Raw genomic sequence first — 16,439 nt, 5'->3', positions numbered from 1 at the left:
TGTCCCGGGCCCGCAGGCTTTCGGTGGGGTCCCCCTTACTCGCGCAGTTCCACCGCCGTTTCGAAGCTGGTCATCTTGTCCGAATGCGTGTCGTGCACCGTGGTCTCGAGCAGGTACTTGCCCGGCGGCGCGCCCGAGAGGTGATACGTCAGGTTGAGTTGGAATTCTTTGGGCCGATGCCGGTCCTCCACCCGCACTTTCAACGCGCCCGGCGCCCGGCCCAGCACTGTACCGTCCGGCTTCATCACGACCAGATCGCAATTCAAGCCGATGGCCCATTGCCCGTCAGGGGCCTTGCCGTAACCGAAGCCGATGACCTCGGCATAGAGCCGTATGGTCTCCCCGGGTTTGTAGACGTTGTCCTTGCGCGGGGTATAGGCACCGTAGCCCTTGGCCTCGGTCGCGACCAGCGTTGCATTGGTGATGGTCAAGGGCGTGGCGGCCCAGGCTATATCGAGGATCTTGCGCGCCTCGCGGACTGCCTTGATGCCCTGGCCACTGGCAATGGATTTTTCTACCTGGTTGCCAAGTTCGCTGACCTTGCCCGCCAGGGATGGGCCTGTGCTCAGCAAGAGCGCCAGCAGCGCCGTCGTGGACATCAAGTGTTTCGGGGCCATGCGTTTCTCCCTGCGGTTTCGCCTCGGTCCTCGCATCAGCCAAGGCGGCGCAGGGAGCATGGTAGCGCAGCTGCAGGGAGAAAGGCGAGAGGGCGCGCGGACCGGCCGCGCGCCGCTCAGTCGATGTCGTCCGCCTCCGGTGCCCGCTTCCTTCCGGTCACCATCGCCCGCACCAGGTTCTCGCGGTGGCGCAGGCTGGCGACGGCGACGCCGCCAAGGTGCAGCAGCACCAGGATCACCACGGCATGGGCGCAATAGGCGTGCAGGGTGCCGACCCATTCGACGCCCCAGTAGCGGTCGGTGGTCATCATCCAGCCGCTGGTCGCCGTCGCCAGCATCGCCGCCATCAGCGCCAGCACCATCGCGCCGCCGGCCGGGTTATGGCCGATATGGCGCGCCTCGCGCCCCGTCGCGATGTCGCGCAGGTAGCTGAATACCGTGCGCGGATGGCGGACGAAGGACGAGAACCGGGCATAGCGCGTGCCCAGCACGCCCCAGGCGACCCGCAGCACCACCAGCCCGCCGGCGGCATAGCCGGCGAGGTGGTGGATCGCCGCGGAATCGTGGCGGCTGAGATAGGCGATGACGAAACAGCTGACCAGCGACCAGTGGAAGATCCGCACGAAGGGGTCCCAGACGCGCATCAGGGTCTCGCGCCCGCGCGCTTCCGGGACCGCCTCGACCACGGTCAGCCGCGGCTCAGCCCTCGCCGGCTTCGGCATTGGCGACCTTCTTCAGCGTCTCGGCGTTGTAGGCGGCGTTCACGCGCTTGCCTTTGCTGTTGGTGGCGTAGACCTCGTAGCAGCCGCCCTCGGTCTTGATCCGGCGGACCTTGAGGCCGTCCTTCTTGAGCTGGGCGGTCAGCGTCGCCTTGGACTGCCACTTGGACTTCGGCGCGTGGCTGCACATGCTCGAGGCGAAGGCCGGGCTGGACATGGCGAGGGCGATCGCGGCGAGGGTCAGGGTGCGCTTCATGAAGAAACTCCGTTTGCTTGGGTGGGCGAGGTTCGCTCGCCGGTTGGGTGTCTTGGGGCGGCGCCCGAGGCGGGACGCCGTGCCACCGGGATAGCAGCCGGGATCTGTCAGAAGGCTGACGCGCCGCGGCGCGCGCGTTCACGGGTTCGGGATCGGGCGGGGAGGACGGTGCGCGCGGGAAAGGGGCGGGGGAGGGGCCGCTCAGGCGCGCCAGAACCGCGGCAGCAGCAGCACGAAGACGGCGACCATGCCCAGCCGCCCCATCAGCATCGCCAGGATCATCAGCCATTTCGCGGTGGTGTCGAAGTCGACCATCGTCCCGGTCCGGGCCGTCGCCTCGCCGAAGACGTAGCCGATATTGCCGATCGAGGTCCAGATCGCCATCAGCGCCGATTCCAGGTCGACCCCGGTCAGGGTGACGAGGATCGAAAGCACCATGATCGTGACGATATAGCCGGTCAGGTACATGATCAGCGGGTTGAGCACCTCGTCGTCGACGACGCGGCCGTCGTAGCGGATCACCGCCATCCGGCTGGGCGAATGGACCTTCTGGATCTGGGCCCGGATCGCCAGCAGCAGGATCTGGGTGCGGAAGACGCTGAAGGCGCCGGAACTGGACGAGCTGCAGCCGCCGATCAGGCCGACGGCGAAGGAGACGACGACGGCGAAGGGCCCCCAGCGTTCGACATTGGCGGTGCCGAAGCCGGTGCCGGTGAAGATCGAGGTGATGTTGAACAGGCTCTGGCGGATGATCGGCTCGATGCCGTCATTCGAGGTCATCAGCCGGTAGATCACGACGATGGCGACCGAGCCGCCCAGCCAGCGCAGGAAGGTGCGCACCTGCGGGTCGCGCAGCAGCGGCCGGTGCGACCCGCCCATCATCTGGACGAAACGGATATAGGGCAGGGCCGAGAGGATCATGAACAGGCTGCCGGCATATTCCGCCGGGCCGGCATATTTGCCGAACGAGGCGTCCGAGGTCGAGAAACCGCCGGTGGCGATGGTGGCGAAGGCGTTGACCACCGCGTCGAACAGGGTCATGCCGAAGGCGGCGTAGGTGACGATGCAGGCCAAGGTCAGGGCGACGTAGAAGATCAGCAGCCGGCCGGCGATGTCGGTGGCGCGGGGCAGCACCTTGCCCATCGTGTCGAAGCCCTCGGTGCGGAAGAACTGCATGCCGCCGACGCGCATCACCGGCAGGAAGATCATCGCCACGAAGGCGATGCCGAGCCCGCCCAGCCAGTTGAGGATGCCGCGCCACAGCAGCACCCCGGGCGGCAGGTGGTCGAGCCCGGGAAAGACCGACGAGCCGGTGGTGGTGATGCCCGAGACGGCCTCGAAATAGGCGTTGGTGAAATCGGCCTGCGGCGCGCCGATCATGAAGGGCAGGGCGCCGAAGACCGGCGAAAAGACCCAGATCCCGGTGGTCAGCAGGAAGGCTTCGCGCACCGAGAAGCCGTCATTGGCGTCATGGCCCGAGCGGCAGGCCAGCGCCGTGGTGGCGCCGAACAGCGCGGTGATGCCGGCGCTTTCGAGAAAGGCGCGCCAGTTGCCGCTGTCGACGGCGAGGTCGAGCAGCAGCGGCGCCAGCATGATCACGCCGAGCGCGGTCAGCACCAGCCCGAGGATATATCCCACCGGGCGCAGGTCGAGCGTGACGTTGGGCGCGCGCGCGGCGGTCTCCATCGGCATCCCTGCTCTCCCGCCCGCCGGTCTCAGAGCTTCATGAACCTGGCCCGCGCGCCCCGTTCGATCGCCGCCGCGTGCAGCCGGTCGATGTTCAGTTCGTGGCGGATTTCCTCGAGCAGCCGCAGCTCGGTCTCGCGCAGCCGGCCGTCGGCGGCGGCGACATCGCAGGCCAGGGCATAGGCGGTCTCGTTCAGCCGTTCGGGCAGGGCGTCGCGGATCAGCCCGAACAGCGCGTCGAGCCCGTCCTCCTCCTCGAACAGGTCGAAGACGATCTCGCCCATGCGTTTCAGCCGATCGCCGTCATAGCCCGAGAAGACCGGCAGGTGATTGACGAGGCCCTGGATCATCACCAGTTCCGAGGTGCGGATATTCTCGTCCGAGGCCGAGACCGCGATCATCAGCGCGACAAGGCTGTCCTGCGGGGTCATCGAGGCGGTGTCGAAGCTCATCTGTCCGGTCCTTTGCATCGGGCGCCGCGGGCCGCCGCCCTTTGGCATATGTTGCGGCGCAGAATATTGACCTGCGAGGGTGCGGGCAATAGGAGACGGGGGCCGCGCGGGCAAGGGGCCCGCACGCAACAGTGAGGAATGCGACATGTCGGAACGCCGCGACGCCGCGATGAAATCGAAAGCCTGGCCGTTCGAAGAGGCGCGCCGCATCCTCAAGCGTTATGAGAAGAAGCCGCCGGAAAAGGGCCACGTGCTGTTCGAGACCGGTTACGGCCCCTCGGGCCTGCCGCATATCGGCACCTTCGGCGAGGTCGCGCGGACGACGATGATCCGCCGCGCCTTCGAGCTGATCTCGGACATCCCGACCCGGCTGATCTGCTTCTCGGACGACATGGACGGCATGCGCAAGGTGCCCGAGAACGTGCCGAACCAGGATCTCTTGAAGGCCAATATCCAGAAGCCGCTGACCGCGGTGCCCGACCCGTTCGGGGAATATGACAGCTTCGGCGACCACAACAACGCCATGCTGCGCCGCTTCCTCGACACCTTCGGCTTCGAATACGAATTCTATTCGGCCACCGAGTTCTACAAGTCGGGCCGGTTCGACGAAGTGCTGCTGCGCGCCGCCGAGCGTTACGACGACATCATGGCGGTGATGCTGAAGAGCTTGCGCGAGGAGCGCCAGCAGAGCTATTCGATCTTCCTGCCGATCCATCCCGAGACCGGCCGCGTCCTCTACGTCCCGATCAAGAAGGTCGACGCGAAGGAAGGCACCGTCACCTTCGACGACGAGGACGGCCGCGAATGGACGCTGCCGGTGACCGGCGGCAACGTGAAGCTGCAGTGGAAGCCCGATTTCGGCGCCCGCTGGGCGGCGCTGGACGTCGATTTCGAGATGTACGGCAAGGACCACAGCACCAACACGCCGATCTACGACCGGATCTGCGAGATCCTCGGCGGCCGCAAGCCCGAGCACTTCACCTACGAGCTGTTCCTCGACGAGAAGGGCGAGAAGATCTCGAAGTCGAAGGGCAACGGCCTGACCATCGACGAATGGCTGACCTATGCCTCGACCGAGTCGCTGTCCTACTACATGTATCTCAAGCCCAAGACCGCCAAGCGGCTGTCCTGGGACGTGATCCCGAAGGCGGTGGACGAGTATCACCAGCAGCTGCGCGCCTTCCCGACCCAGGACGCGGCGGCGCAGGTCAACAACCCGGTCTGGCATATCCACAACGGCAAGCCGCCGCAAAGCCACATGGTCGTGCCCTTCGCCATGCTGCTCAACCTCGCCAGCGTCGCCGCGGCCGAGGACAAGGAAGGGCTGTGGGGCTTCATCAAGCGCTACGCCCCCGAGGCCAGCCCCGAGACCAACCCCGATCTCGACGCCGCGGCCGAGTTCGCGGTGCGCTACTTCCGCGATTTCGTCGCCCCGCAGCGCCAGTTCCGGCTGCCGACCGACCAGGAGCGGGCGGCGATGGAGGACCTCGTCGCGCGACTCAAGGGCGAGGGCGACACCCACGATCCGGAAGAGCTGCAAAGCGTCGTCTTCGCCGTCGGCCGCGAGCATGGCTTCGAGCCGCTGCGCGACTGGTTCAAGGCGCTCTACGAGGTGCTGCTGGGCCAGAGCCAGGGCCCGCGCTTCGGCGGCTTCATCGCGCTTTACGGCGTCGCCGAGACCATCGCCCTGATCGAGAAGGCGCTGGCGGGAGAGCTGGCCGGCTGAGCGCCCGCGCCGGGGCGGCGTGCCGGTGGACGGTGCGGCGCCTCCGGCGGGGATATTTGCATGAAGATGAAAGGGCAGGGGCATCGCGACCGGTTGGCGGTGGCCGCTCAGCGGTCGTGCAGGCCTTTGCCTGCAAGGATGCGCGGGGCAGCCTTGTCGATCCGCGAAGTCCGGGTCGCGGCCCGCTTAGCCTGCGCGAAATGCAGCAGGTAGCCCCGGCGCCGGCCCGGCGTCAGCGCCGCGAAGGCCGTCGCCAGCTCCGGGGCGCCGTCCAGCCGGTCGATCAGCTCCTCGGGATAGGCGAGGTCGTCCTTCGCGAAGTTCACCTTCAGCCCGGCCGTCTCGATCGCGATCGCCGCGTCGATATAGGTTCGGAGGGTGTCTTCCATGGCGTGGATCTGGTCGCGGCCGGTGAACCGGATCACGCGCATCGAGCGTGAGTTCGCGCCGGGTGCGTCGAGGAGGGCCTCGGGATCGGTCAGCAGCGCGCCCTTGAAGAAGGACAGCGTGCAGCAGTCCTTCAAGCCCCAGACGGTGGCGACGTTGCCGCCCCGGTAGGTGTAACAGGGCGCCCGCCACTTGAAGTCTTCGACCAGCGGGCTGGCGCGAAGGATCGACCGCAAGGCGGACAGTTCGTCGTGCCAGGCCACGGCATCGCGAAAGAAGGCTTCGGTTTTGGGATTCGGCGCATCCATCGGCGATTCCCGTTCAGGTCGTGATGTCCAAGTGTTTCGCAATCCACGGGCGGTGTCCATGGCGGCGGGGCTGCGCACGGCGGCTTAAGCGGTCGTTAGCCGCGCCTTGCTAGCCCTTTAGGCGCCGGGCGGTCGGCGCAGCGCGGAGATGAGAGCGTCAGCAGACCGGGCCCGCCCGGCATTTCCCGACCCCTCGGCATCAGGATTTTCGAGCGAGCAAGGGGCACGGAATGGATATCACGATCACGGACGGGCTGGTGCTGATGCCGCCGCCCTTTGCGGACGGGCTGGATGTCTGGTCGCAGCAGGACGGCACGCCGGGCACGCCGAGCTGGGCCAACCAGCCCAACGCGGCGCTGGTGGCGGCCGACCAGGATTTCGGCGGCTGCCTCGAGATGGTCAAGACCGTCGATACCCAGCGGCTGCGTTACATGGGCCAGACGCCGCTGCGGCCGGGGCTCTACCTGCGGATCACCGCGCGGGTCAAGGCGATCTCGGGCAACCTGCCCTCGGTGCGGATCGCCGCCTGGGCCGGGGCGGCCGACGACAGCCATGTCGCCGGGCTGACCGAGACCGGGCCCGCGGTGGCGCTGACCAGCTATGGCGAGGTGGTCGAGGTGACGGCGATCGTCGGCGCCGGCAACCGCGAAGGCGTCGACATGGCCTGGGGCACCGTGCCGGTCTACGGCCATTTCGGGCTCGACCTCAGCGGCGCCAACGGCGGCACGGTGCGGATCGACGACATCGTGATCGAGGACGCCACCGACGTCTTCGCCCGCAAGCTGATGGACTGGGTCGACGTGCGCGACTACGGCGCCAGGGGCGACGGCAGCACCGACGACAGCGCCGCCTTCGAGGCCGCCGACGCGGCGGCGGCCGGGCGTTCGGTCCTGGTCTCGGCCGGGATCTATCACCTGGCCACGAGCGTCACCTTCGAAAGCGATGTCCGCTTCGAGGGCACCGTCACCATGCCCGACACGGCGGTGCTGTCGCTGACCCGCAATTTCGATCTGATCAGCTACGAGGCCGCGTTCGGCGACGAGCTGACCGGCCTGAAGAAGGCGCTGCAGGCGCTGTTCAGCTTCACCGACCACACCACGCTCGACATGAAGGGGCTGAGCGTCAACGTGACCGCGCCGATCGACGTCGCCGCGGTGGCCGGGATGACCGGTCAGGGCTTCTCGCTGCGGCGGGTGCTGCGCAACGGCCAGCTCAACATCGTCGACGGCACCGCCTGGGACACGGCGACCGTCACCTCGCAGGCGACCTACAGCACGTCGCAGCCGACCACGCTGACCGGGGTGGCCAATGTCGCGCAGATCGAGGTCGGGGCGTTGGTGCAGGGCACCGGGGTCGGGCGCGAGGTCTATGTCAAGGCCAGGAATGTCGGCGCCGGCACGGTGACGCTGAGCCAGCCGCTCTACGGCGCCGCCGGCACCCGGACCTTTACCTTCAGCCGCTTCCGCTACGCGCTCGACTTTGGCAGCTTCGCCTCCCTGTCGCGGTTCGAGATCCACGACATGGACTTCCGCCTCAACGGCGCCGCGAGCGGGGTGATGCTGGCGCCCGACGGGCTCATCTTCCAGATGGGCGACTGCTTCGTGAACCGGCCCAGGGACCGGGCGATCACCTCGGTCGGCGAGGGCTGCCAGGGGATGATGATCGACGGCTGCCAGTTCATCTCGAACGAGCAGTCGCTGCCGGCGCAGGACCGCAGCTCGATCGTGCTCAACACCAATGCCAACGACGTCAAGCTGCGCCTGAACCGGGTCGTGCGCTTTGCCCATTTCGCGGTCATGGCAGGCACCGGCGGGCTTATCCTCGGCAACCATTTCTTCCATGGTGACAACGAGTTGAACGGGGTGCGCCGGGCCGGGATCGTGCTCTGCCAGCCCAATGTCAAGACCACGATCACCGGCAATTACATCGACGATTGCTCGATCGAGTGGACCAACGAATACGACGCGAATCCGGACTTCTCCAGCGGCTATTCCTTCGGCGGGCTGACGGTCGAGGGCAACATCTTCACCGTCATCAACGTCAACCCGGCCTTCCGCTTCATGGTGATCAAGCCCTACGGCACGGGCCACTACCTGCAGGGCTTCACCATGTCAGGCAACGTGTTCAAGCCGCTCAACGGTTCCATCGACCGGGTCGACCAGGTCGATACCACCTTCGCCGATCTGAATTACAGCCGGTTCCGCAACATCACCGTGCAGGGCAACAGCTACAACGCGGTCAACCAGATCACGATCAGCCCGGTGACGCTGGAATACGACCAGAACACCGCCGCGGATACCTGGACCATCGACACCCAGGGCTACATGGCCTTCGACGGCTATGCCCGGACGGTGACCGGCGTGGTGGCCGAGGGCGAGATCACCGGCGGCTCGGGCGCGCGGCGGACCGACATGCCCTATGTCAAGGTCCAGCAGGGGGCGCAGAGCCGGGCGGTGACGCTGAACTGGGCCGACCCGGCGCAAGGCCGGGTGCAGGTGACGGTGCGCTGCGACACGCCGGTGTGAGCCCGGCGGCAACGGCGGCAGGCGGGACGGGAAGGGGTGCCCTCGGGCGCCCCTTTGCATTTGCGCCCGCCCGAGCATGCGCCCGCCCGAGCATGCGCCCACCCGAGCAAGCGCCCGCCTGAGCAAGCGCCGGGGGCGGGCGCGGCCGGCGCGGCCTGCTATCCGCCCGCGGCCTGCCTCGCGTAGTCCTCGGCATCGAACCAGCCGCGCGACGCGATCACCGCGAGGTCGTCGCCAAGCTCCCATTCCTCCCAGCCGCGCACCGTCAGGGGATTGCCGGTCCCGGCATCGTGGCCGGTGAAGGTCCAGACATAGACCGCGTGCGAGCCGGACAGGCGGATGTCGTCGCAGCGCAGGGTCAGGTCGGGAACGTCGGCGTAGAAACCGGCCGCCATCTCCTCGACCCGCGCGCGGCCGCTCCAGGGAGCGCCGCGGTTGATGACGATCTCGCCGTCCTCGGCATAGAACGACGCGACGGCCGCCGCCGACCCGGAATTCCAGGCGGCCGTGTAGTCCTTGGCCAGCGTGGCGATGTCTTCGGACCTGATCATCCTTGCCTCCCATCTTGGATAACCGTGTCGGCTATGGTCGCACGGGGCCGCTTTTCGGGCAATCTCGGCCAGGATCGGCACCATGCGCCGGTGGCGGAGCGGCGCCGCGCTACTGGTCAGGCGCGAGATCCGCCGGCGTCAGCCGGTAGGCCTTGCCGAAGCCGCCGTTGAGCGCGGCGCCGGTCGGCGCGAAGGTGACGAAGCTGAAATCGGCGAAATCGGCGTAGAGCCCGGCCTTGGGGTGGCCGGCCAGGTAATGGGCGCGCAGCCGGGCATGCTCGGCGCCGTCGCGCGGCACGAAGCGGGCAAGGGCGGAGACGGACAGCCGCGGATGGGTCAACGGGTCGCCCTTCTGCCCCGGCTCGCCCACCAGCAGCGCGGCGCGGGGATCGGCGGCGAGCGCCCGGGTATGCCGGGCGAGGGTCGAGATCAGGCTCAGCGGAATGCCCTCGGGCGTCAGCCCCAGCGCGATCCGGCTGACATGGGGCGCGCCGGTCTCGGGATCGGTGACGGCCAGGGCGGCGTGGCGCGCGCCGGCCAGCAGCGACCGCGCCAGGGCGCGGGCCTCGTCGTCGGTGGGGCGCAGCGGCGATGTCGCCTCGGCCATCGGGTCCTCCTGTCCGGCGCAGCCTAGGCCGGGACGGCGGGGCGGACAAGCGCGGGGCCGGGCCGAATCGGCCGGGCCGGGATCGGCGCCCGGCTGCCGCGGCGGCACCCCGTCGCCGGCTGCCGTTCGGCCTTCGGTCGCCGCCCCCGCGCGGCCGGCCCGGGCCGGCCGGCAGGCCGTCGCGGGGGCTGAACAGCTAAGGTGCTGATATTCCGGTCTCAAATCGCCGGGATCGCGACGCAGTTTACATCATTTTCGCCGCGCAAGTTAAGAAATTGACAGAAAAATTCATGTTTCAAAAAGGGTTACACTTTGATTGACCTGTGCGTTACAGTGGCGCCCGGGTTGGAGGCTTTCCGGTGCGGAAAGCAGCATTTCGCCGCCAGGGCGGCAGTTGAAGACAAGGGAGAGGCATCCATGACGGATCAGGCTCAGACCGCCCACGCGGCGCCGGAGGAGTTCATCGAGAAGGCGCATATCGACGCCGGCCGCTATGCCGAGATGTATGCGGCATCGGTCAAGGACCCGGTCGCCTTCTGGGGCGAGCACGGCCGCCGGCTCGACTGGATCAAGCCCTACAGCACGGTCAAGAACACCAGCTTCGAATTCGGCAAGGTCGACATCAAGTGGTTCGAGGACGGCGTGCTCAACGTCGCCGCCAACTGCATCGACCGCCATCTGCCGACCCGCGGCGAGCAGACCGCGATCATCTTCGAGCCCGACGATCCCAAGGATCCGGCCCAGCACATCACCTATAACGAGCTGTCCGAGAAGGTGAACCGCTTCGCCAACGTGCTGCTCAGCCAGGGCGTGATGCGCGGCGACCGGGTCGTGATCTACCTGCCGATGATCCCCGAGGCCGCCTATGCCATGCTCGCCTGCGCCCGGATCGGCGCCATCCACTCGGTCGTCTTCGCCGGCTTCAGCCCGGACGCGCTGGCCAACCGGATCAACGACTGCGGCGCCAAGCTGGTGATCACCGCCGACACCGCCCCGCGCGGCGGCCGCAAGACGGCGCTGAAATCGAACACCGACGCGGCGCTGCTGCACTGCTCGGACAAGGTCCGCTGCCTCGTCGTCAAGCATACCGGCGACCAGACGACCTGGATCGACGGCCGCGACGTTGACGTCAAGTACCTGATGGACCATGCCAGCCCGGATTGCCCGGCCCGGCCGATGAGCGCCGAGGACCCGCTGTTCATCCTCTACACCTCGGGCTCGACCGGCAAGCCGAAGGGCGTCGTCCACACCTCGGGCGGCTATCTCGTCTACGCGGCGATGACCCATCAATACACCTTCGACTACCATGACGGCGACATCTTCTGGTGCACCGCCGATGTCGGCTGGGTCACCGGCCACAGCTACATCGTCTACGGTCCGCTGGCCAACGGCGCGACGACGCTGATGTTCGAGGGCGTACCGACCTATCCCGATGCCGGCCGTTTCTGGGCGGTCTGCGAGAAGCACAAGGTCAACCAGTTCTACACCGCGCCGACCGCGATCCGTGCGCTGATGGGGCAGGGGCCGGAATGGGTCGAGAAATACGACCTCTCGGACCTCAAGCTGCTGGGCACGGTCGGCGAGCCGATCAACCCCGAGGCCTGGAACTGGTACAACGACCATGTCGGCAAGGGCACCCGCCCGATCGTCGATACCTGGTGGCAGACCGAGACCGGCGGCCACATGATCACCCCGATCCCGGGCGCGATCCCGACCAAGCCCGGCTCGGCGACAAAGCCGTTCTTCGGCGTCCAGCCGGTGGTGCTCGACCCGACCGACGGCCATGAGCTGACCGACACGGCGGTCGAGGGCGTGCTGGCGATCAAGGATAGCTGGCCGGGCCAGATGCGCACCGTCTGGGGCGATCACGAACGCTTCGAGCAGACCTATTTCCAGCAATACAAGGGCTACTACTTCTCGGGCGACGGCTGCCGCCGCGATGCCGACGGCTATTACTGGATCACCGGCCGGGTCGACGACGTGATCAACGTCTCGGGTCACCGCATGGGCACGGCGGAAGTCGAATCGGCGCTGGTCGCCCATGCCAAGGTCGCCGAGGCCGCGGTGGTCGGCTACCCGCACCCGGTCAAGGGCCAGGGCATCTATGCCTATGTCACCCTGATGAACGGCGTCGATCCCTCCGACAGCCTGCGCAAGGATCTCGAGGCCTGGGTCCGGACCGAGATCGGCCCGATCGCCAAGCCCGACCTGATCCAGTGGGCCCCGGGCCTGCCCAAGACCCGCTCGGGCAAGATCATGCGCCGCATCCTGCGCAAGATCGCCGAGGACGATTTCGGCGCGCTGGGCGACACCTCGACGCTGGCCGACCCGTCGGTGGTCGACGACCTGATCGAGAACCGGATGAACCGGGGCTGATCGGATGACAGGGAACGCGACGACACCCGAGACGGTGCTGATCCTGCTCGGGCCGCCCGGCGCGGGCAAGGGCACCCAGGCGCGGATGCTGGAAGAGGATTTCGGCCTCGTCCAGCTCTCCACCGGCGACCTCTTGCGCGCCGCGGTGGCGGCGGGCACCGAGGCCGGCAAGGCGGCCAAGGCGGTGATGGAGGCGGGCGGCCTGGTCTCGGACGAGATCGTGATCGCCATCCTGCGCGACCGCATGGCGGCGCCGGACGTGGCCCGCGGCATCATCCTCGACGGCTTCCCGCGCACCGCGGGCCAGGCCGAGGCGCTCGACAAGCTGCTGGCCGAGGCCGGCACAAGGGTGACCGCGGCGGTCTCGCTCGAGGTCGACGACGCGGCGATGGTCGAGCGCGTCGCCGGCCGCTACACCTGCGCCAATTGCGGCGAGGGCTATCACGACAGCTTCAAGCAGCCGGCGGTGGCCGGGATCTGCGACAAGTGCGGCGGCACCGCGTTCAAGCGCCGGGCCGACGACAACGCCGAGACGGTGCAGGCCCGGCTGACCGCCTACCACGACCAGACCGCGCCGCTGATCGCCTATTACGAGCGTCAGGGCGTGCTCCGGCGCCTCGACGCGATGGGCGCCATCGCCGAGATCCGCGCCGCGCTGGCCCGGATCGTCAGCACCGTCGCGGCCTGACCGCAGGCGCGGCCGGGGCGGTCTCGTCCCTCCGCCCTGCCTTCCTCTCACCGAAAATATCCCGCGGGGGCCCGGGGGTGCGAACCCCCCGGCGCCTGCCACGGACGGAGAGGCCGGGGGCTGTCTGCCCCCGGACCCCCGCGGGATATTTTCGCTGAGAGGAAGCAGGGGTCAGGCGAAGGGATCGTCGGGATAGCCGACGCCGCAGAGGTAGAGGCCCTGCGGCGGGCAGACCGGGCCGCAGGCGGCGCGGTCGGCGGCTTCCAGCGCGGCCTTGACGTCTTCCGGCGCCCAGGCGCCGGCGCCGACCCGTTCCAGCGTGCCGACGATCGAGCGCACCTGGTTGTGCAGGAAGCTGCGGGCGCGCAGGGAGAAGCGGAACTCCTGGCCGCCGGGATAGGGGTGCTCGCTGATGCTGAGCGCGTCGAGCGTCTTCACCGGCGAGGCCGCCTGGCACATGGTCGAGCGGAAGGTGGTGAAGTCGTGATGGCCGACCAGGTGGGCCGCGCCCAGCCGCATCGGCGTCAGTTCCAACGCGTGCCGCACCTGCCAGACCAGCCCGCGGTCAAGGGTGACGGGCGCGCGGCGGGCGACGAGGCGGAAGAAATAGCGCCGCTCGACGGCCGAGAAGCGGGCGTGGAACGCCTCCGGCACCCGGGCGGCGGCGACCACGGCGACCGGATGCGGCTTGAGGTGGTAGTTCAGCGCCTCGCTGAGGCGGAACGGCTCCCACTCCTTGGCCAGGTCGCAATGGGCGACCTGGGCGGTGGCATGGACCCCGGTATCGGTGCGCCCGGCGGCGCCGATCCCCGGCGCATCGGGTTCCAGCCGGCGCAGCGCGGTCTCGACCGCCTCCTGCACCGAGGGCTGGCCCGACTGGCGCTGCCAGCCGTTGAACGGGGCCCCGTCATATTCGATTTTAAGCGCGTATCTCGGCATGGCCTCCGGTTAGCGCGGCCGGCGGGCGGAGGCAATCGGGAACGCGATCCGGGCGGCGGGCGGCAAGCCCCTGTTATCCGCCGGTCCCGGCGCCTATCTTGAGGCAGGCAGCAAGGGGACAGGCGTGGTTCTTGGGTCAATCGCGGACGGGCTTTCGCGCGGGGTCGAGCAGATCGGGGCGCAGCTTTCGGAGACGTTCTTCGAGCCGGTGATCCGGCTCGGCGTCACCGGGCTGAGCCGCTCGGGCAAGACCGTGTTCATCACCTCGCTGGTCGCCAACCTGATGGACCGGGGCCGGATGCCGCAGCTGCGCGCCGCCGCCTCGGGCGCGATCCGCACCGCCTATCTCCAGCCCCAGCCCGACGACACGGTTGCCCGCTTCGATTACGAGACCCACCTCGCGGCGCTGACCGGCGATGCCCCGCACTGGCCCGACTCGACCCGCGCGGTGAGCGAGCTGCGGCTGTCCTTCCGGGTCCAGCCCTCGGGGATGCTGGGCAGTCTCGGCGGCCCGCGCACCGTTCATCTCGACATCATCGACTATCCCGGCGAATGGCTGCTCGACCTGACGCTGATGGAGAAGAGCTATGCCGAGTGGTCGGCGGGCGTGCTGGAACGGCTGGCGGGGCGGCCCGAGGGGCCGGCCTACCTGAGCGCCGCGCAGGCCGCCGACGCCACCGCGCCGCATGACGAGGCGCAGGGCCGGGCGCTGGCCGAGGCCTTTACCGCCCATCTCCAGGCCGCGCGCAGGGCCGGCTTCTCCGACTGCACCCCGGGCCGCTTCCTGCTGCCCGGCGATCTTGCCGGCTCGCCCGTCGTCACCTTCGCGCCGCTGCCCAGGCCCGACGGCCCCCCGCGCGGCAGCCTGTGGCGCGAGTTCGAGCGCCGTTACGAGGCCTACAAGGCCCAGGTCGTCCGCCCCTTCTTCCGCAGCCATTTCGCCCGCATCGACCGCCAGGTCGTGCTGGTCGACGCGCTGGGCGCGATCCATGCCGGGCCGCAGGCGGTCGAGGACATGCGCCGGACCATGGCCGAGCTGCTGACCGCCTTCCGCCCCGGCCGCAACCGCTGGCTGGCGGAACTGCTGCTCGGCAAGCGGGTCGAGCGCATCCTCTTCGCCGCGACCAAGGCCGACCACCTGCACCATTCCCAGCATGCCCGCCTGACCGCGATCATGGAGGCGCTCTTGCGCGAGGCGCGCGACCGGGCCGATTTCGCCGGCGCGACGACGGCGGCGATGTCGATCGCCGCGCTGCGGGCGACGGTGGAGACCACGGTCGAGCATGGCGGCGCGACGCTCGATTGCGTCAAGGGCAGGCTGGCCGAGACCGGCAAGGTGGCGGCGATGTATCCCGGCGAGCTGCCGCAGGACCCGACCCGGCTGCTGTCGCCGGCCCGGCAGGGGGCCGAACGCTGGCTCGACGCCGATTACCAGGTGATGGGCTTCGCCCCGGCGCGGCTCAACCTCAAGCCCGGCGAGGGGCCGCCGCATATCCGGCTCGACCGGGCCGCCGAATTCCTGATCGGGGACCGTCTGTCATGACCGAAAGCAAGCGCCCGCTGGTGATCGAGATCGAGGAGGGCCCAACCGCCTCGCCGGATCCTTCCGCCGCCCCGCCGGTGCCCGACGCGGTGCCGGAAGGCAGGGCGATGCAGGCCGTCGCCAGTTTCGCCGCCCGCCGTCCGTCGCGGCTGGGGCGGCTGTTCTGGACCGTCCTCACCAGCCTGCTCGGCTTCCTGATCTCGGTGGCGGCGTGGAATTTCGTCACCAACCTGTTCGCCAGCAACCCGCTGCTGGGCTGGATCGCCTTGGCGCTGATCGGTGCCTTCGTCGTCGTCCTGCTGGCCATCGCCCTGCGCGAGCTGGCCGCCTTCGCCCGGCTGCGGCGGGTCGATGTGATCCACCGCGCTGCCGAGGCGGCGATGACCGATGCCGACCTTGGCGCGGCGCGCAAGGTGGTGGCGCGGCTGGACGGGCTCTACGCCCACCGGGCCGAGCTGCGCTGGGGCCGCGAGCGGCTGGCCGAGCGGCGCGACGAGAGCTTCGATGCCGACGGCCTGATCGGGCTGGCGGAAACCGAGCTGCTGGCGCCGCTCGATGCGCTGGCGCGGCTCGAGATCGAGGGCGCGGCGCGGCAGGTGGCGACGGTGACGGCGCTGGTGCCGCTGGCGCTGGCCGACGTGGTGACGGCGCTCTCCGCCAATATCCGCATGATCCGCCGGATCGCCGAGATCTATGGCGGCCGCTCGGGCACGCTGGGCAGCTGGCGGCTGACCCGCTCGGTGCTGACCCACCTCGTCGCCACCGGCGCGGTGGCGGTGGGCGACGACCTGATCCATTCGGTCGCCGGCGGCACCCTGCTGACCAAGCTGTCGCGCCGCTTCGGCGAGGGCGTGGTCAACGGCGCCCTGACCGCCCGGGTCGGGGTCGCCGCGATGGAGGTCTGCCGGCCGCTGCCGTTCAACGCGGCGCCGAAACCGCGGGTCTCGGCGCTGGTCGGCCGGGCGCTGACCGGGCTGTTCGGCGACAAGCGCGGGGCAGGCGAGGCAGAGGGCTGAGGGGACGGCCTGACCACCTGTTTCGCCCGGCGGCACGCCGGGC

The 16,439-nt window shown here is 69.0% G+C and carries 15 protein-coding genes; 6 read left to right on the top strand and 9 right to left on the bottom strand.

Annotation, left to right across the window (positions count from 1 at the left end; translation table 11 throughout):
- Window positions 1–35 precede the first annotated feature (35 nt).
- From ACFOES_RS12005 to ACFOES_RS11985, 5 genes are all read right to left on the bottom strand, one after another.
- Window positions 36–617, bottom strand: a complete 582-nt coding sequence (locus ACFOES_RS12005) for a hypothetical protein (RefSeq protein ID WP_377833514.1) — start codon at window positions 615–617, stop codon at window positions 36–38.
- Window positions 618–733: 116 nt separating this feature from the next.
- Window positions 734–1,339, bottom strand: coding sequence for a cytochrome b/b6 domain-containing protein (locus tag ACFOES_RS12000; RefSeq protein ID WP_377833512.1), 606 nt, complete (start codon window positions 1,337–1,339; stop codon window positions 734–736).
- Window positions 1,317–1,592, bottom strand: coding sequence for a PepSY domain-containing protein (locus ACFOES_RS11995; RefSeq protein WP_377833511.1), 276 nt, complete (start codon window positions 1,590–1,592; stop codon window positions 1,317–1,319). Before ACFOES_RS11995 ends, ACFOES_RS12000 begins: the two co-directional genes overlap by 23 nt.
- Window positions 1,593–1,793: 201 nt before the next feature.
- The gene (locus ACFOES_RS11990) at window positions 1,794–3,284 is read right to left on the bottom strand and encodes a TrkH family potassium uptake protein (protein ID WP_377833510.1); all 1,491 of its coding nucleotides are present in this window, start codon (window positions 3,282–3,284) and stop codon (window positions 1,794–1,796) included.
- Between the two features lie 23 nt (window positions 3,285–3,307).
- A complete protein-coding gene (locus ACFOES_RS11985; protein WP_377833509.1) occupies window positions 3,308–3,730 on the bottom strand; it encodes a tellurite resistance TerB family protein in 423 nt (140 codons plus the stop codon).
- 145 nt (window positions 3,731–3,875) lie between these two features.
- Here ACFOES_RS11985 and ACFOES_RS11980 point away from each other — a divergent pair, with 145 nt between their 5' ends.
- Window positions 3,876–5,456, top strand: coding sequence for a lysine--tRNA ligase (locus tag ACFOES_RS11980; protein ID WP_377833508.1), 1,581 nt, complete (start codon window positions 3,876–3,878; stop codon window positions 5,454–5,456).
- 107 nt (window positions 5,457–5,563) lie between these two features.
- Here the strand turns inward: ACFOES_RS11980 and ACFOES_RS11975 are convergent, their stop codons facing one another.
- Window positions 5,564–6,151, bottom strand: a complete 588-nt coding sequence (locus tag ACFOES_RS11975) for a YdeI/OmpD-associated family protein (protein ID WP_377833507.1) — start codon at window positions 6,149–6,151, stop codon at window positions 5,564–5,566.
- A 230-nt stretch (window positions 6,152–6,381) separates the two neighbouring features.
- Between ACFOES_RS11975 and ACFOES_RS11970 the strand changes: the two genes are divergently transcribed.
- Entirely contained in the window at window positions 6,382–8,676 is a 2,295-nt protein-coding gene (locus ACFOES_RS11970) for a glycosyl hydrolase family 28-related protein (protein ID WP_377833505.1), read from the top strand.
- A gap of 158 nt (window positions 8,677–8,834) precedes the next feature.
- On the opposite strand, the gene ACFOES_RS11965 is transcribed toward ACFOES_RS11970, so the two are convergent.
- Window positions 8,835–9,227 (bottom strand): nuclear transport factor 2 family protein, encoded by a 393-nt coding sequence (locus ACFOES_RS11965; RefSeq protein WP_377833504.1) that lies wholly within the window; start codon window positions 9,225–9,227, stop codon window positions 8,835–8,837.
- 109 nt (window positions 9,228–9,336) lie between these two features.
- Window positions 9,337–9,834, bottom strand: coding sequence for a HugZ family pyridoxamine 5'-phosphate oxidase (locus ACFOES_RS11960; RefSeq protein WP_377833503.1), 498 nt, complete (start codon window positions 9,832–9,834; stop codon window positions 9,337–9,339).
- Window positions 9,835–10,251: 417 nt separating this feature from the next.
- On the opposite strand from ACFOES_RS11960, the gene acs reads away from it, so the two are divergent.
- Window positions 10,252–12,210: an acetate--CoA ligase gene (gene acs / locus ACFOES_RS11955; protein WP_377833502.1), complete on the top strand. Its 1,959-nt coding sequence runs from the start codon at window positions 10,252–10,254 to the stop codon at window positions 12,208–12,210.
- Window positions 12,211–12,214: 4 nt separating this feature from the next.
- Window positions 12,215–12,898 carry an adenylate kinase gene (locus tag ACFOES_RS11950; RefSeq protein WP_377833501.1) on the top strand — a complete coding sequence of 228 codons (684 nt, stop codon included), beginning with the start codon at window positions 12,215–12,217 and terminating at the stop codon, window positions 12,896–12,898.
- Window positions 12,899–13,069: 171 nt separating this feature from the next.
- Here ACFOES_RS11950 and truA read toward each other — a convergent pair whose 3' ends face one another.
- Window positions 13,070–13,837 carry a tRNA pseudouridine(38-40) synthase TruA gene (gene truA / locus ACFOES_RS11945; protein WP_377833500.1) on the bottom strand — a complete coding sequence of 256 codons (768 nt, stop codon included), beginning with the start codon at window positions 13,835–13,837 and terminating at the stop codon, window positions 13,070–13,072.
- Between the two features lie 124 nt (window positions 13,838–13,961).
- Between truA and ACFOES_RS11940 the strand changes: the two genes are divergently transcribed.
- Both ACFOES_RS11940 and ACFOES_RS11935 read left to right on the top strand, forming a co-directional pair.
- Window positions 13,962–15,380, top strand: a complete 1,419-nt coding sequence (locus ACFOES_RS11940; protein WP_377833499.1) for a YcjX family GTP-binding protein — start codon at window positions 13,962–13,964, stop codon at window positions 15,378–15,380.
- A complete protein-coding gene (locus ACFOES_RS11935) occupies window positions 15,377–16,396 on the top strand; it encodes a YcjF family protein (protein ID WP_377833498.1) in 1,020 nt (339 codons plus the stop codon). The genes ACFOES_RS11940 and ACFOES_RS11935 overlap by 4 nt, the downstream gene beginning before the upstream one ends.
- The last annotated feature ends 43 nt before the right edge of the window (window positions 16,397–16,439 follow it).

This window comes from Acidimangrovimonas pyrenivorans (genome assembly GCF_042643245.1).
In the GTDB taxonomy this organism is placed as follows: Bacteria; Pseudomonadota; Alphaproteobacteria; order Rhodobacterales; family Rhodobacteraceae; genus Acidimangrovimonas; species Acidimangrovimonas pyrenivorans.
The sequence above is the reverse complement of the archived record's forward strand: the minus strand, read 5'-3'. Positions and strand labels throughout refer to the sequence as shown.